We start from the raw sequence: 15,176 nt of genomic DNA on the forward strand, positions 1-15,176 counted from the left end.
AGGGCTGAACCACAAAAAAACAAACGCGTTGAACGGTATCCCGCTCAACGCGTTTTTTTGTGTTCTTCGCTTTTGTCGGCGAAGCCGGCTAATCCAACCTCAAGCCGCCATCACCGGCAGCGCCGCCAGCGAAGGCGCCTGCTTGCGCCGCTCGCGTGTCGGCGCCGTGCCGAACGCGTCGCGATAGCTCTTCGAGAAGTGGCACGCCGACTGGAACCCGCACGCCATCGTGATGTGCATGATCGACATATCGGTCTGCAGCAGCAATTCGCGGGCGCGCCGCAAGCGCAGCGTCAGATAGTAATGGGTCGGCGTCATCCCCAGATGTTCGCGGAATAGCCGCTGCAATTGCCGTTGCGACATGCCGGCGAGCCGCGCGAGTTCTTCGCGCGACAACGGCTCTTCGATGTTGTTCTCCATTAGCGAGATCACTTCGAACAGCGACTTGTTGGCCGAACCAAGCCGCGCCACCAGCGGCATTTTCTGTTGCGCACTGGTGTCGCGCACATGTTCGACGATGAACTGCTCGGCGATTTGCGTGACGCGTGCCGTGCCGACGCGTGGTGCGATCAGGTTCAGCATCATGTCGAGCGGCGCGACGCCGCCGGTACACGTCACCCGATCGCGGTCGATCACGAATAGCTCTTTCAGAAAGCGCGTATCGGGAAACTCCTCCTTGAGCGCCGACATGTTCTCCCAATGAATCGCGCACGCGTAACCAGCCAGCAGACCGGCGCGCGCCAGCGCGTAGGTGCCCGTGCACAGGCTGCCGAGCACGCTGCCCATGCGGGCGAAACGGCGCAATGCGGAGAGGTGGTCCGGGGTCGTGGCGCGTTGCACGTCGATGCCGCCGACCACGAACACGATATCCGGTTGCCCGACGCAGTCGACCGGCCCGGTGTCGACCGAGAGACCGTTGCTCGCCGCGACCGGACCGCCGTCGGGACTCACGATCGACCAGCGGTATAGCGTTTGCCCCGTCAGATAGTTCGCCATGCGCAGCACTTCGATGGCGTTGGTGAACGCGATCATCGTGAAGTTGGGGAGCGGCATGAATGCGAAGTGCGACAACGACGCCGTGCGATCGGTGGACATGGGAGGAATGATTCCTTCGAATCTGTAATGTCGCGTCGCCGTGGGGAGCGGCGACTGCTGCAATTTTGAGGACTAGCGCAACTACCGTGCCATCAGGCTAAACCCTCGGTTGGCTGTCGAATGGTCTGGAACGCTCGACGATCGGCACCAGAACGGAGCCCGACGACACGGTTGGCGCACCCGAAGCGCGCACGACGTTCAGGTGCAGTGCAGCATGGGCGGGTCGCGGGCGTCGTGCGGCAGGGCGCTTGCCGCGAGCGACGCGCCCGGCGAGCCGCGCCGACTTGTCGAAAAAGGACGTGTATGGCGGAAAAGGCAAAGAACGCGTCTGAATTCGTAAATTGACGCGCGGGGCGAACGTCAAGAATAGACCCAATGCAGAGCGGCGACAGCGCGGTGCACATGCCGCACCGGACGGCGCTCACGGCCCTTCCGTCAACGACTTAACGGACATTCCATGTCGAACCCGAATCCCTTCTTCGAAGAACCGCTGGCCGCCCGCGACGCGGCAGTGCGCGGCGCCATTCTGAAAGAACTCGAGCGCCAGCAGTCGCAGGTCGAACTGATCGCGTCGGAAAACATCGTGTCGCGCGCGGTGCTCGAAGCGCAGGGCTCGGTGCTGACCAACAAGTACGCGGAAGGGTATCCGGGCAAGCGTTACTACGGCGGTTGCGAATACGCGGACGTGATCGAAACGCTGGCGCTCGATCGTATCAAGCAGCTGTTCAACGCGAAATTCGCCAACGTGCAGCCGCATTCCGGCGCGCAGGCCAACGGCGCGGTGATGCTGGCGCTGGTCAAGCCCGGCGACACGGTGCTCGGCATGTCGCTCGACGCGGGCGGCCATCTGACGCACGGCGCCAAACCGGCCATGTCGGGCAAATGGTTCAACGCGGTGCAGTACGGCGTGAAGCGCGACACGATGCTGATCGACTACGAGCAGATCGAGGAACTCGCGCAGCAGCACAAACCGGCGCTGTTGATCGGCGGTTTCTCGGCCTATCCGCGTGAGCTGGACTTCGCCCGCCTGCGCAAGATCGCCGACGGCGTCGGCGCGAAGCTGATGGTGGATATGGCGCACATTGCCGGCGTGATCGCGGCGGGCCGTCACCAGAATCCGGTCGACCACGCACATGTGGTCACGTCCACCACGCACAAGACCTTACGCGGTCCACGCGGCGGTTTTGTTCTGACGAATGACGAAGACATCGCCAAGAAAATCAATTCGGCGGTGTTCCCCGGCTTGCAGGGCGGTCCGCTGATGCATGTGATCGCCGGCAAGGCAGTCGCGTTCGGCGAGGCGCTGCAACCGGGTTTCAAGACCTATATCGACAACGTGCTCGCCAATGCGAAGGCGCTCGGCGACGTGCTGAAGGAAGGCGGCGTCGACCTCGTGACCGGCGGCACGGACAACCATCTGCTGCTGGTGGATCTGCGGCCGAAGGGCCTGAAGGGCAATCAGGTGGAGCAGGCGCTGGAACGCGCGGGCATCACCTGCAACAAGAACGGTATTCCGTTCGACGCGGAGAAGCCCACGATCACCTCCGGCGTTCGCCTCGGCACGCCCGCGGGCACCACGCGCGGCTTCGGCGTGAGCGAGTTCCGCGACGTGGGGCGCCTGATCGTCGAGGTGTTCGACGCGCTGCGCGATCACCCCGAAGGCCATGCCGCCACCGAACAACGCGTGCGCCGCGAGATTTTCGCGCTGTGCGAACGCTTTCCCATCTACTGAGCACGCCTGGAGCGAACCATGAGTACTCTGCACGACAACAGCATCATCATCGACGGTCTGAACATTTCGAAGTTCGAGCGCTCGGTGTTCGAGGACATGCGCAAGGGCGGCGTGACCGCGGTCAACTGCACCGTGTCGGTCTGGGAAAGCTTCCAGAAGACGGTCGATAACATTGCCGAAATGAAGCAGCAGATCCGCGAGTACGGCGAGATTCTGACGCTGGTGCGCACCACCGCCGACATTCACCGTGCGAAGAAAGAGAACAAGACCGGCATCATTTTCGGTTTCCAGAACGCCCATGCGTTCGAGGACAACCTCGGCTATATCGAGGCCTTCAAGGACCTCGGCGTGAACGTGGTGCAGCTTTGCTACAACACGCAGAATCTGGTGGGCACCGGCTGCTATGAACGCGACGGCGGTCTGTCCGGTTATGGCCGCGAAGTAATCCAGGAGATGAACCGCGTCGGCATCATGGTCGATCTCTCGCATGTGGGCGGCAAGACGTCGTCGGAAGCGATCGCCGCGTCGAACAAGCCGGTGTGCTACTCGCATTGCTGTCCGTCGGGGCTGAAAGAACACCCGCGCAACAAGAGCGACGAGCAATTGAAAGAGATTGCCGACGCGGGCGGTTTTGTCGGCGTGACGATGTTCGCGCCGTTCCTCAAGCGCGGCCCGGATGCGACCGTCGACGACTATATCGAAGCGATCGAATACGTGGTGAATCTGATCGGCGAAGACCAGGTGGGGATCGGCACCGACTTCACGCAAGGCTATAGCACCGAGTTCTTCGACTGGATCACGCACGACAAGGGCCGTTATCGCCAACTGACGAACTTCGGCAAGGTCGTGAATCCGGAAGGCATTCGCACGATCGGCGAGTTTCCGAACCTGACGGCTGCGATGGAACGCGCCGGCTGGAGCGAAACGCGCATCAAAAAGATCATGGGCGAGAACTGGGTGCGCGTGTTCGGCGAAGTCTGGACGGTTTGATTTTCGCGCTGGCCTGCGATTCCTACACTGACCCCACGTAAAAAAACGGAACCCTCACATGCAACCGCAACTGCCGATCAACGTCGATCCGGACACCGGCGTCTGGACCACCGACGCGCTGCCGATGCTGTACGTGCCGCGCCATTTCTTCACGAACAATCACACCGCCGTGGAAGAAGCACTCGGGCTCGATGCGTATGCCGAGATTCTCTACAAGGCCGGCTACAAGTCCGCGTATTTCTGGTGCGACAAGGAAGCCAAACAGCACGGCATTGCCGGCATGGCGGTGTTCGAACACTACCTGAACCGTCTGTCGCAACGCGGCTGGGGTCTCTTCAAGATCACTGAGGCCGATCCGTCCAGCTCGCACGCGCGCATCGAATTGCATCACTCGTCGTTCGTGCTCGCGCAGCCGGGTAAGGTCGGCAAGCTTTGCTACATGTTTGCGGGCTGGTTTGCAGGCGCGATGGACTGGGTCAACGATACCGCGCCAGATAGCGCGCGCAAGGGTCCGCCGTCCCATTCGCGCGAAGCGCAGTGCGCGGCCGAACACCACGACCATTGCGTATTCGAAGTGTCGCCGCTCGCGGCGTAGTGCCTGACTGACGCGTTTATCACGACGCCGGCAAACGCGCGGCAGAGCGCAACAAGCTATTCATTCCGAGGTCGATTGCGATGCGTTACCCCAACCTTTTCAAGCCTCTCACGCTGAACCAGCTGACCTTGCGCAACCGCATCGTCAGCACGGCGCACGCGGAGGTGTATGCGGAGCCCGGCGGCTTGCCCGGCGACCGTTATATCCGTTATTACGAAGAGAAGGCGAAGGGCGGCGTCGGCCTCGCCGTGTGCGGCGGCTCGAGTCCGGTATCGATCGACAGCCCGCAAGGCTGGTGGAAATCGGTGAATCTGTCGACCGACAGGATCATCGATCCGCTCGCGCGGCTCGCCGAAGCGATGCATCGGCACGGCGCGAAAATCATGATTCAGGCTACTCATATGGGTCGCCGTTCGGCGTTTCACGGCGAGCACTGGCCGCATCTGATGTCGCCCTCGGGCGTGCGCGAACCGGTGCACCGCGGCAACGCGAAGATCATTGAGGTGGAAGAAATTCGCCGCATCATCCGCGACTTTGCCGCGGCGGCGAAGCGCGTGAAAGATGCCGGCATGGATGGTGTCGAAATTTCGGCGGCGCACCAGCATCTGATCGACCAGTTCTGGAGCCCACGCACCAACTTTCGTACCGACGAATGGGGCGGCTCGCTCGAAAACCGTCTGCGTTTCGGCACCGAAGTGTTGAACGCGGTGCGCGAAGCCGTGGGCGCGGATTTCTGCGTCGGCCTGCGCATGTGCGGCGACGAGTTCCATGAAGACGGACTCGATCACGAACAACTGAAAGAGATCGCTCAGGCCATGAGCGAAACCGGTCTGATCGATTACCTCGGCGTGATCGGCTCCGGCGCGGATACGCACAACACGCTCGCCAACTGCATGCCGCCGATGGCGCTGCCGCCGGAACCGTTCGTGCACCTTGCCGCCGGTATCAAGTCGGTGGTAAAGCTGCCGGTCATGCACGCGCAGAGCATTCGCGACGCGGGCCAGGCCGAACGGCTGCTCGCCAGCGGCATGGTCGATCTGGTCGGCATGACGCGTGCGCAGATCGCCGATCCGCACATGGTCATCAAGATCCGCGACGGTCGCGAGGACGAAATCAAGCAATGCGTCGGCGCGAATTATTGCATCGATCGTCAGTACAACGGCCTCGACGTGCTGTGCGTGCAGAACGCCGCCACGTCGCGCGAAGAAACCATGCCGCACGTGATCGCGAAGACACGCGGGCCGAAGCGCAAGGTGGTGGTGGTCGGCGCGGGGCCGGCGGGACTGGAAGCGGCGCGCGTGGCGAAATCGCGCGGGCACGACGTCGTGCTGTTCGAGAAGAACGATTATGTGGGCGGCCAGATCATGCTGGCCGCGAAAGCGCCGCAGCGCGAACAGATGGCAGGCATCGTGCGCTGGTTCGATATGGAAACGAAGCGACTCGGCGTGGACCGCCGTCTCGGCGTCGCCGCCGACGAAAAAACCATCATGGCGGAGAAGCCGGACATCGTGGTGCTGGCCACGGGCGGCGCTGCGTTCACGTCGCAAGTCGCGGCGTGGGGCGTCGACGAAGGGCTCGCCGTGAGTTCGTGGGACGTGCTGTCAGGCAAGGTCGAACCCGGCAAGAACGTGCTGGTGTACGACGGTGTCAGCACGCACGCCGGCGCGGGCGTCGCCGATTTCATGTCGAGCCGCGGTTCGAACGTCGAGATCGTGACGCCGGACGTGAAGGTCGCCGACGACGTGGGCGGCACCACGTTCCCGATTTTCTATCGACGGCTCTACGCGCAAGGCGTGATCCACACGCCGAATTACTGGCTCGACAAAGTCTACGAGGAAGACGGCAGGAAGATCGCCGTGATCCGCAACGAGTACACCGAAGAGCAGGAAGAGCGCGCGGTCGATCAGGTCGTAATCGAAAACGGCAGCACGCCGAACGACGAGTTGTACTGGAAGCTCAAGCCGGAATCGGTGAATCTCGGCCAGGTGGACGTGCACACGCTGTTCGCGTCCGAACCGCAGCCGTCGCTCAGCGAAGAACTCGGTAACGGCCGCTTTCTGCTGTTCCGTGTCGGCGACTGCATTTCCATGCACAACATTCACGGCGCGATTTACGACGCGCTGCGCCTTTGCAAGGATTTCTGACGATGAGCCCCGTGTTTGTCATCACCGTCCTGCTGTGGTTGTCGGTGGCGGGTCTGGCGTTCGCGCTCGTCAAACGCGCCGCTTACTGGCGCGAAGGTCGCGCCACCGCGGCGGGCGCGTACGGCTGGACCCATCTGCTGACGATTCCGAAGCGCTACTTCGTCGATCTGCATCATGTGGTGGCGCGCGATCCGTACATTGCCAAAACGCACGTGGCCACGGCGGGCGGTGCGATTCTCGCGATGGCGCTGGTGTTCGTCAATTACGGCCTGGCAATCTACTCGCCGTGGCTGGACAAGCTGATTTTTCTGGCCGCGCTCGTGATGCTGGTCGGTGCGGTGTTCGTGTGGCGCCGCCGGCATGGTGCGAAAGCGGTGCCGGCGCGGCTTTCGCGCGGGCCCTGGGATCATCTGCCGTTGTTGCTCGGCTCGTTCGCGCTGGGGCTCGTGCTGTTCATCGCGTTGCCGGCGGGTGCCATGTCGGGTGCGCTTGCGATCATCGTCGCGCTGCTGATCGCCGCGGGCGCGTTCACGATGACGTTCGGCGCGGCGCGCGGCGGTCCGATGAAGCATGCGATGGCGGGCTTGCTGCACTTGGCGTTTCATCCGCGTCAGGAACGCTTTGCCGAGCGCAACGACAACGACCTCGTGCCGCCGACGGCATTGAAGATGCCGCTGCTCGACGCGAAGGAATACGGCGTCGGCAAACCGGTCGAGTTCCGCTGGAACCAGTTGCTCAGTTTCGACGCCTGCGTGCAGTGCGGCAAGTGCGAGGCGGCCTGTCCCGCGTTCGCCGCCGGTCAGCCGCTCAACCCGAAGAAACTGATTCAGGATCTGGTCACCGGCATGGTGGGCGGCACGGACGCCGATTACGCGGGCAGCCCGACGCCCGGTATCCCGCTCGGAAAACACGGCGGCGCACCCGGAAAGCCGCTGATTTCGACGCTGATCGAAGCGGACACCTTGTGGTCTTGCACCACGTGTCGCGCCTGCGTGCAGGAGTGCCCGATGTTGATCGAGCACGTCGATGCGATCGTGGACATGCGCCGCAATCAGACGCTGGTGGAAGGCAGCGTGCCGGGCAAAGGCCCGATCACGCTCGCGAATCTGCGCGAAACCGGCAGCTCGAACGGTTACGACGTCGGCGCGCGTTACGACTGGGCGGTCGATCTGCAAGTGCAGGTCGCGCAACCGGGGCGCAGGGTGGAGGTCTTGCTAATCGCCGGCGAAGGTGCCTTCGACATGCGCTATCAGCGCACGCTGCGCGCACTGGTCAAGGTGCTGAACCGCGCGGGCGTGGACTATGCGGTGCTGGGCGGCGTCGAAACCGATACCGGCGACACGGCCCGTCGTCTCGGCGACGAAGCCACCTTCCAGCAGCTCGCCCGTCAACTGATCGGCACGCTTTCGCAGTACTCGTTCGGCAAGATCGTCACGGCCGACCCGCATGTGCTGCATAGCCTGCGCAACGAGTATCGCGCGCTGGGCGGTTTCTACGAGGTGCAGCATCACACCGCGCTGCTCGACGAACTGGTCGCGAGCGGCAAGCTGTCGCCGCGCGCGGTCGCTGCGTTGGCGGAACGCAAGATCACCTATCACGACCCGTGCTATCTGGGCCGCTATAACGGCGAAACGGAGGCGCCGCGCCGCCTGCTGAAGAGCATCGGCATCAAGGTGGTGGAAATGGAGCGCAACGGCGTGCGTGGGCGATGCTGCGGCGGTGGCGGCGGTGCGCCGCTCACCGACATTCCCGGCAAGCGGCGTATTCCGGACATTCGTATCGACGACGCCCGTACGATCGGCGCAGAAATCGTCGCGGTGGGCTGCCCGAATTGCACCGCCATGCTCGAAGGCGTGGTCGGCCCGCGTCCGGAAGTGCTGGACGTCGCCGAACTGGTTGCAGCAGCGCTGGAGTAACGCGATGAATACGCTCAAACGAATCGATCCGCGCCGGCCGTTCACGATCACGGCGGAGGGACTTAAACGCATCACGCTCGGCATGACGGCGGGCGCGGCAGGGTCATTGGAACCCGTGGCAGCGTCCGCCGCGGCACATCGCGAACAGGTCAAGGCGCGCCGTACCACCGCCGCGCCGCAGCGCGTGGTGCTGGTGGCCGCGCATGCGGACCGTGGCGCGCTGGACGATCACGCACGCCAGACCCTGGCCGGCGCCGCGTTGATCGCGGATACGCTGACCGAAGTCGTGCTGCTCGTGTTCGGTGAATTCACCGGCGATGCCGCCGCGCTCGGCGCCGACAAGCTGATCGAATTGCCGATGTTCGACCGCCGCCGCTTCGCACCGCTCGACGAACTGAACGCGCTGGCCGCGTGCGTGGCCGCGTATGCACCGGTGCATGTTTTCCTGCCCGATAACGCCACGGGCGACGGCGACCTCGGCCGCCGTTATGCAGCCGCTGCGAATGCGAGCGTCGCGACGCACGTGGTCGAGATCGACGCCACGCACGTCGCGTCTTATGTCCACGCGAATACGGCGTTCGCCGCGCGTTCGCTGCCGGATGTGGTGCTGCTCGCGCCGAATGCGGTCGAACCGAAGCTGCCGTTTGTCGGCGCAGGAGAACGGGTCGTCTGGCGTTTCGACGGCGCGTCGGCTGGAGCCGGAGGTGGCGCCAACGCTGATGCTAGAAAAATCACCGTGCGCGATCTCGGCATCGAGGAAATCGATGCCGCGCAACTGGCGCTGGAGGAAGCGGATTTCATCGTCTCGGCCGGTAATGGCGTGAGCGACGTGCCCGCGTTCGAGCGTCTCGCGGCCACGCTGGGCGCGGCGATCGGTGCAAGCCGCGTCGCCGTCGACGACGGTAAATTCACGCGCGACAAGCAGATCGGTGCGACCGGCAAGACGGTTGAAGCAAGCGTGTATATCGCGTTCGGCATTTCCGGCGCGGTGCAGCACTTGCAGGGCATCAAGGATTGCCGTCATGTGATCGCGGTGAACCTCGACGCCAGCGCGCCGATCGCCAAGCGCGCGAATCTGACCGTGATCGCGGACGCGCGGGAAACCATCGCGGCGCTCAACGAGGCGGCCGCCGCGGCGCGTCACGCGCGCGGTACGGGCGCCGCGCTGTTGAACTCATCCGCTGTTGCCGAAGGAGCGCTCGCATGAAGATCGCCGTGCTGGTTTCCGTGGGCCGTCATCCGGTCAGCGGCGTGGCGCGCTATAGCCGCAACGACGCCGCCGCGCTGACGCTGGCGTTATCGCTGGTCAGCAAGCACAAGGCGACACTCGATGTGTTGCACGCGGGCGACCCGTCGAATCCTGCGTTACAGGAGTATCTGGCGCTCGGCGCGCGCTCGATCGAGGTGCTTGAAACAGCCGCTGCCGACGGCGTGCAGCTCGACGTCGCCGCACAGCTCGCCGCGCGTCTGCGAGGTTACGACCTGGTGCTGACCGGCACGCGCGCCGAAGGCGCGTTCGACAGCGGCATGCTGCCGTATCGCGTTGCCGCCGCGCTCGAGATGCCGCTGGTCGGCGCGGCAGTCGACCTCACGCTGCGCGACGGTTGTGCCGAAGTCCGCCAGTTCATGCCGAAGGGCTTACGCCGGCGCGTCGAAGTGCAACTGCCCGCGCTGATCGCGGTGCATCCGCTGGCCAACGCGACGCCGACCTATGCGTATGCCCGTTTGCGCGAAGGCACTATCCGCCCGGTCACCACGGTTAATGCGGTGAATACGGATACAACTCACGCCGACGAGCTCGCCTGGACGACCCGTCCCGTGACCGCGAAACCGGTGCGCCTCGCCGCCGCCGAAAAGCGTTCCGGCCACGCCCGCATGCTCTCGGCAACGACCACCGAAAGCCGCGGCGGCAGCGTCGTAATTGAAGGGAGTTCCGTCGAAAAAGCACAAGTGATTCTGGCGTATTTGCGCGAGCATCAACTCGTGGATTACTGATTTCCGGTTCGGGCCAGCATGCGACCAGGAGGGCCTGGTGCAGCGCCAGACGTGACATGCAACGGAGCACACAATGAAAGTCTCGGCAGACGTTCGCGCAATGATCGAACGCCGTAAAAAGAATCACACGCTGGAAGCACCGTTCTATACGAGCGAGGCAATTTTCGCGCTCGATATGGAGGCGATTTTCCGGCAGCACTGGATTCAGGTGGCAGTGGAACCGGATGTGCCGGAGCCAGGCGATTACATCACGGTGGAGATCGGCCAGGATTCGATCCTGATTGTGCGCGACGACGACATGCAGGTGCGGGCGTTTCATAACGTCTGCCGCCATCGCGGCGCGCGGCTGTGCAACACCGACAAAGGCTCGCTTGGCAATATCGTCTGCCCGTATCACAGCTGGACGTATAACCTGAACGGCGATCTGATGTTCGCCGAGCACATGGGCGACCAGTTCGATCGCTGCAAGCACAGCCTGAAAGCCGTGCATGTCGAGAATCTCGCGGGGCTCATTTTTATTTGCCTCGCCGAGACGCCGCCCGCCGATTTCCCGGTGATGCGTGCCGCGATGGAGCCGTACATGCTGCCGCACGATCTGGCCGGCTGCAAGATCGCCGCGTCGATCGACATTATCGAAGAGGGCAACTGGAAGCTCACGATGGAGAACAATCGGGAGTGCTATCACTGCGTCGCGAATCACCCCGAGCTGACCATTTCGCTTTACGAATACGGCTTCGGCTATCAGCGCACACCAGCGAACGAAGAGGGCATGGCCGCCTTCGAGGAAACCGTGGCGCGCCGCACCGCGCAGTGGGAAGCGATGAAATTGCCGTCGGCGGAAATCGAACGGCTCGCCGATCTGGTGACGGGTTTCCGCACGCAACGTTTGCCGCTCGATCGCGACGGCGAATCGCAGACGCTGGACGCGAAAGTGGCGTCGAAGAAACTGCTGGGCGGTTTCGAGCAGGCCGACCTCGGCGGTCTGTCGTTCTGGACCCAGCCGAATTCGTGGCATCACTTCATGAGCGACCATATCGTCAGCTTTTCGGTGATTCCGCTGTCGGCCGGCAAAACCCTGGTGCGCACCAAGTGGCTGGTGCACAAGGACGCGCGCGAAGGGATCGACTACGACGTGAATAATCTGACCGCCGTCTGGCGCGCCACCAACGACCAGGATCGCGCGCTCGTCGAATACTCGCAACGCGGCGCAACCAGCAGCGCGTATGAGCCGGGTCCGTATTCACCGTTCACCGAGGGCCTCGTGGAGAAGTTCTGCGCGTGGTACATCGCCCGTATGGCGGATTACGGCGATGCGCCCCAAACGGACGGCGCCGACGGCGCCACACCGGCTTCGCACGGCGAAAAAGTCGTGTCTTTCATGCGCTGAGCGCGATACCGCAATCAGGAGCGGAGAAAACAATGATGCGCGATCAGGCGACGTTTCAGGTCAGCCCCGAGTCAGCCCCAAGCCGCGCGGAGAACCGTGTCACGCAGCCGTGCTTCTGGGACGCGCTGCCCGCGCGGTGGGACAGCGATAGCGACGACACGCTGGTGTGCTGCCAGGTGCGTCAGGAAACGCACGACGTGAAGAGCTTTTTCTTTCGTGCACCGTCCGGGCGAGCTTTCGTGTTCGAACCGGGGCAGTTCATTACGCTGGAACTGGAGATAGACGGCGAGTCGGTGAATCGCTGCTACACGATCTCGTCGCCGCCCACGCGGCCACATACGATTTCGATCACGGTGAAGCGCGTACCGGGCGGCAAAGTGTCGAACTGGCTGCACGACAATCTGCAGGCGGGTTCGCAGGTTCGCGTGCTCGGGCCGTCGGGTGAGTTCACCTGCGCGCGGCATCCGGCGCGCAAGTTTCTGTTTCTGTCGGCGGGATCGGGCATTACGCCGCTCATGTCGATGAGCCGCGCCCACCATGAACTCGGCGAAGACAGCGACATTGTGTTCGTGCACAGCGCGCGTACGCCGGACGACATCATCTTCGCGCGTGAGCTGGATCTGATCGCGTCGAACCAGACGCGTTTCCGCACGGCGTTTGTTTGCGAGCGGCTCGGCGCGCGCACGAATTGGTCTGGCGTGACGGGGTTTCTAAGCTTGCCGTTGCTTAAGCTGATTGCGCCGGATTTCATGGAGCGCGAGATTTTTACGTGCGGTCCGGCGCCGTACATGCAGGCGGTGCGCAATCTGCTCGACGAGGGCGGTTTCGATCGCGGTCATTATCACGAGGAAAGTTTTTCGTTCGAGACCGTCAGCGAAGTCGCGGCGCAATTGACCACCGCGCACGTCGCGGATGCGTTGCAAGCCGCAGGCGCTATTCCTGGCGGTAGCGCGGAGCGTTTTGCCGAGGCACGTGAGCAGGCGCTGGGTTTTGCGCCGGAGTCGGCGCCCACCACCGTCGAAACGCAAACGCGTTTCAAGGTCAGTTTCGCGAAAAGCAATCGCGAGATCGAATGCGGCAGCGGCCAACACGTGCTCGACGCGGCGAAGAAAGCCGGTGTGCGTTTGCCGGCGTCGTGTACGCAAGGCATGTGCGGCACCTGCAAGGTGAAGCTGGTGTCCGGTGAAGTGTCGATGAAACACGCGGGCGGCATTCGTCAGCGGGAAATCGATCAGGGCATGGTGCTGTTGTGTTGCAGCAAACCGCTGACCGATCTCGTCGTCGATAAGTAAGACAAGACACGCGAGTGCATGGGTAAGTCGAAGTCGCGTGTAGACAACTCAACGTCGTAAAACAACGCTACCCGGCAATTCTGGCTAGCGATTCTAAATGCTCATTGGGTGGATTGGGAACGGGAGAACGGCGATGAGACTGATCAAAAAGATACTGGTATTGAGCGCGATGAGCGCGGCGCTGGCGGCCAGCAGCGTGAGCATGGTGTCGGCGGATACGAAGCCGACCATCAAGATCGGCTACGTGGAAGGCTGGGACGATAGCGTCGCGACGTCGAACGTGGCCGCGCAGGTGATCGAGAAACGCCTGGGTTATCAGGTCACGCTCGTGCCGGTTGCGGCTGGTGTGATGTGGCAGGGCGTGGCGCGCGGCGATCTGGACGCGACCCTGTCGGCCTGGTTGCCGGTCACGCACGGCGCGTACTGGAATAACTTCAAGGATAAGGTGGTCGACCTCGGCCCGAATTTCAACGACGCGAAAATCGGTCTGATCGTGCCGGACAACGCCGACGTGAAAACCGTGGGCGATCTGGAAGCGAAGAAAGCGGAGTTCGGTTCGCGCATTGTCGGTATCGATGCCGGTGCGGGCGTGATGCAGAAGACCAGCGAAGCGATCAAGGCGTATGGCCTCGATTATCAGTTGATGCCGAGTTCCGGCAGCGCGATGACGGCGGAACTGGCGCGCTCGGAAGCTGCGAGCAAGCCGATCATCGTGACGGGCTGGAAGCCGCATTGGATGTTCGCGAAGTACAAGCTGAAATTCCTCGACGATCCGAAGAAGGTGTTTGGCGACTCGGAGCATGTGGATAGCGTTATCAATCCCGAGTTGGAAAAGAAAGCGCCCACTGTGGTCGCGTTTCTGAAGAAGTTCCAGTGGAAGCCGGGCGAGATCGACAGCGTGATGCTCGCCACGCAGAACGGCGAGAAGCCGACTGCCGCGGCGGATGCGTGGATCAGCGCGCATGGCGATCGGGTGGATAGCTGGGTGAAGTAAGCTGGGATCGCTCGGTTTTATGTGAAGGAACCGCCGCTGTTTGAGCGCGGCGGTTCGAAAAAACGCCGCTTTTTAGCGGCGTTCTGTTTTTATAAGCGATTGATGCTATTGCAGTACTACCGTTCTATCACCGTTGATAAACACCCGCCGCTCGATAAACGCTTTCACGGCGCGCGCCAGCGTAATGCTCTCGACGTCGCGCCCGGTGGCCAGCAATCGCTCCGGACTGTATGAATGATCGACACGCTCCACGACCTGTTCGATGATCGGACCTTCGTCGAGATCGTCGGTCACGAAATGCGCGGTGGCGCCGATCAGTTTGACGCCGCGCGCATGCGCCTGATGATACGGCTTCGCGCCCTTGAAGCCAGGCAGAAACGAATGATGGATATTGATCGCGCGTGCGGCCAGCGCGCGGCTCGTTGCTCCGGACAGAATCTGCATGTAGCGCGCGAGAATCAGCAATTCCGCGCCCGAGGTGTCGAACAGATCGAGTAGCCGCGCCTCCTGTTGCGGCTTGGTCTCCGCCGTGATCGGCAGATGATGAAACGGTAGTCCATGCTGCAGCGCGAGCGGTTCGAGATCGCGATGATTCGAACCAATGCCGACAATATCCATTTTCAGCTCACCCATTCGCCAGCGGAACAGCAGGTCGGCGAGACAGTGCTCCAACTTCGAGACCAAGATGAGTACTTTCGGGCGCGTGCCGACATCATGCATGGCCCACGTCATCCGGAAGCGTTCGGCAATCGGTTCGAACTCGCGTTTGAGCGATGCGGCGTGCAGCGCTTCGTTGTTGTCGACGCCATGGAACACGCAACGCACGAAGAAGCGCTCGCTGAGGTCGTCGTCGAACACGGTCAGCTCGTCGATATAGCAATGGTGCCGGTCGAGAAAGCCGACGACAGCGGCGACCTGGCCCGCCGCGCTCGGACACGCGACGGTGAGAACCAGTTGATCGGGACGGGAATCGGCGGACATGCGCTCTCCACATAAACAATAGAACGATGCCGCAGGGCGCGGCATGCATCATCGC

Annotated in this window: 12 protein-coding genes; 10 read left to right on the plus strand and 2 right to left on the minus strand. The window is 62.8% G+C overall.

Annotation, left to right across the window (positions count from 1 at the left end; translation table 11 throughout):
• Positions 1 to 99: 99 nt before the first annotated feature.
• Positions 100 to 1,095 carry a GlxA family transcriptional regulator gene (locus tag BX591_RS24810; RefSeq protein ID WP_111933954.1) on the minus strand — a complete coding sequence of 332 codons (996 nt, stop codon included), beginning with the start codon at positions 1,093 to 1,095 and terminating at the stop codon, positions 100 to 102.
• Positions 1,096 to 1,552: 457 nt separating this feature from the next.
• Here BX591_RS24810 and BX591_RS24815 point away from each other — a divergent pair, with 457 nt between their 5' ends.
• The 10 genes from BX591_RS24815 (at position 1,553) to BX591_RS24860 (ending at position 14,140) form a co-directional block, all read left to right on the plus strand.
• Positions 1,553 to 2,827, plus strand: a complete 1,275-nt coding sequence (locus BX591_RS24815) for a serine hydroxymethyltransferase (RefSeq protein ID WP_111933956.1) — start codon at positions 1,553 to 1,555, stop codon at positions 2,825 to 2,827.
• Between the two features lie 18 nt (positions 2,828 to 2,845).
• Positions 2,846 to 3,817: a dipeptidase gene (locus BX591_RS24820; RefSeq protein ID WP_105509035.1), complete on the plus strand. Its 972-nt coding sequence runs from the start codon at positions 2,846 to 2,848 to the stop codon at positions 3,815 to 3,817.
• Positions 3,818 to 3,875: 58 nt separating this feature from the next.
• Positions 3,876 to 4,412, plus strand: coding sequence for a DUF5943 domain-containing protein (locus tag BX591_RS24825; RefSeq protein ID WP_111933958.1), 537 nt, complete (start codon positions 3,876 to 3,878; stop codon positions 4,410 to 4,412).
• An 80-nt stretch (positions 4,413 to 4,492) separates the two neighbouring features.
• Positions 4,493 to 6,556 (plus strand): NADH:flavin oxidoreductase, encoded by a 2,064-nt coding sequence (locus BX591_RS24830; protein ID WP_111933960.1) that lies wholly within the window; start codon positions 4,493 to 4,495, stop codon positions 6,554 to 6,556.
• Positions 6,557 to 6,558: 2 nt separating this feature from the next.
• Positions 6,559 to 8,472, plus strand: a complete 1,914-nt coding sequence (locus tag BX591_RS24835; RefSeq protein WP_111933962.1) for a (Fe-S)-binding protein — start codon at positions 6,559 to 6,561, stop codon at positions 8,470 to 8,472.
• Between the two features lie 4 nt (positions 8,473 to 8,476).
• Positions 8,477 to 9,679 carry an electron transfer flavoprotein subunit alpha/FixB family protein gene (locus tag BX591_RS24840; RefSeq protein WP_111933963.1) on the plus strand — a complete coding sequence of 401 codons (1,203 nt, stop codon included), beginning with the start codon at positions 8,477 to 8,479 and terminating at the stop codon, positions 9,677 to 9,679.
• Entirely contained in the window at positions 9,676 to 10,467 is a 792-nt protein-coding gene (locus BX591_RS24845; RefSeq protein ID WP_111933964.1) for an electron transfer flavoprotein subunit beta/FixA family protein, read from the plus strand. The genes BX591_RS24840 and BX591_RS24845 overlap by 4 nt, the downstream gene beginning before the upstream one ends.
• A gap of 73 nt (positions 10,468 to 10,540) precedes the next feature.
• Positions 10,541 to 11,854, plus strand: coding sequence for an aromatic ring-hydroxylating oxygenase subunit alpha (locus tag BX591_RS24850; RefSeq protein WP_111933965.1), 1,314 nt, complete (start codon positions 10,541 to 10,543; stop codon positions 11,852 to 11,854).
• Positions 11,855 to 11,886: 32 nt separating this feature from the next.
• Positions 11,887 to 13,146, plus strand: coding sequence for an FAD-binding oxidoreductase (locus BX591_RS24855; RefSeq protein WP_111933966.1), 1,260 nt, complete (start codon positions 11,887 to 11,889; stop codon positions 13,144 to 13,146).
• Positions 13,147 to 13,279: 133 nt separating this feature from the next.
• Positions 13,280 to 14,140, plus strand: a complete 861-nt coding sequence (locus tag BX591_RS24860; RefSeq protein WP_111933967.1) for a glycine betaine ABC transporter substrate-binding protein — start codon at positions 13,280 to 13,282, stop codon at positions 14,138 to 14,140.
• Positions 14,141 to 14,245: 105 nt separating this feature from the next.
• Here BX591_RS24860 and purU read toward each other — a convergent pair whose 3' ends face one another.
• Positions 14,246 to 15,121 (minus strand): formyltetrahydrofolate deformylase, encoded by an 876-nt coding sequence (purU, locus tag BX591_RS24865; protein WP_111933968.1) that lies wholly within the window; start codon positions 15,119 to 15,121, stop codon positions 14,246 to 14,248.
• Between the last annotated feature and the right edge of the window lie 55 nt (positions 15,122 to 15,176).

The sequence above is a fragment of the Paraburkholderia bryophila genome (assembly GCF_003269035.1).
Classification (GTDB): domain Bacteria; phylum Pseudomonadota; class Gammaproteobacteria; order Burkholderiales; family Burkholderiaceae; genus Paraburkholderia; species Paraburkholderia bryophila.

What these genes read in the sequence shown, in the direction of transcription:
- BX591_RS24810 (WP_111933954.1), bottom strand. Translation starts at nt 1,095, where the DNA reads ATGTCCACCGATCGCACGGCGTCGTTGTCGCACTTCGCATTCATGCCG.
- BX591_RS24815 (WP_111933956.1), top strand. Translation starts at nt 1,553, where the DNA reads ATGTCGAACCCGAATCCCTTCTTCGAAGAACCGCTGGCCGCCCGCGAC.
- BX591_RS24835 (WP_111933962.1), top strand. Translation starts at nt 6,559, where the DNA reads ATGAGCCCCGTGTTTGTCATCACCGTCCTGCTGTGGTTGTCGGTGGCG.
- BX591_RS24825 (WP_111933958.1), top strand. Translation starts at nt 3,876, where the DNA reads ATGCAACCGCAACTGCCGATCAACGTCGATCCGGACACCGGCGTCTGG.
- BX591_RS24820 (WP_105509035.1), top strand. Translation starts at nt 2,846, where the DNA reads ATGAGTACTCTGCACGACAACAGCATCATCATCGACGGTCTGAACATT.
- BX591_RS24850 (WP_111933965.1), top strand. Translation starts at nt 10,541, where the DNA reads ATGAAAGTCTCGGCAGACGTTCGCGCAATGATCGAACGCCGTAAAAAG.
- BX591_RS24860 (WP_111933967.1), top strand. Translation starts at nt 13,280, where the DNA reads ATGAGACTGATCAAAAAGATACTGGTATTGAGCGCGATGAGCGCGGCG.
- BX591_RS24855 (WP_111933966.1), top strand. Translation starts at nt 11,887, where the DNA reads ATGATGCGCGATCAGGCGACGTTTCAGGTCAGCCCCGAGTCAGCCCCA.
- BX591_RS24845 (WP_111933964.1), top strand. Translation starts at nt 9,676, where the DNA reads ATGAAGATCGCCGTGCTGGTTTCCGTGGGCCGTCATCCGGTCAGCGGC.
- BX591_RS24840 (WP_111933963.1), top strand. Translation starts at nt 8,477, where the DNA reads ATGAATACGCTCAAACGAATCGATCCGCGCCGGCCGTTCACGATCACG.
- purU (WP_111933968.1), bottom strand. Translation starts at nt 15,121, where the DNA reads ATGTCCGCCGATTCCCGTCCCGATCAACTGGTTCTCACCGTCGCGTGT.
- BX591_RS24830 (WP_111933960.1), top strand. Translation starts at nt 4,493, where the DNA reads ATGCGTTACCCCAACCTTTTCAAGCCTCTCACGCTGAACCAGCTGACC.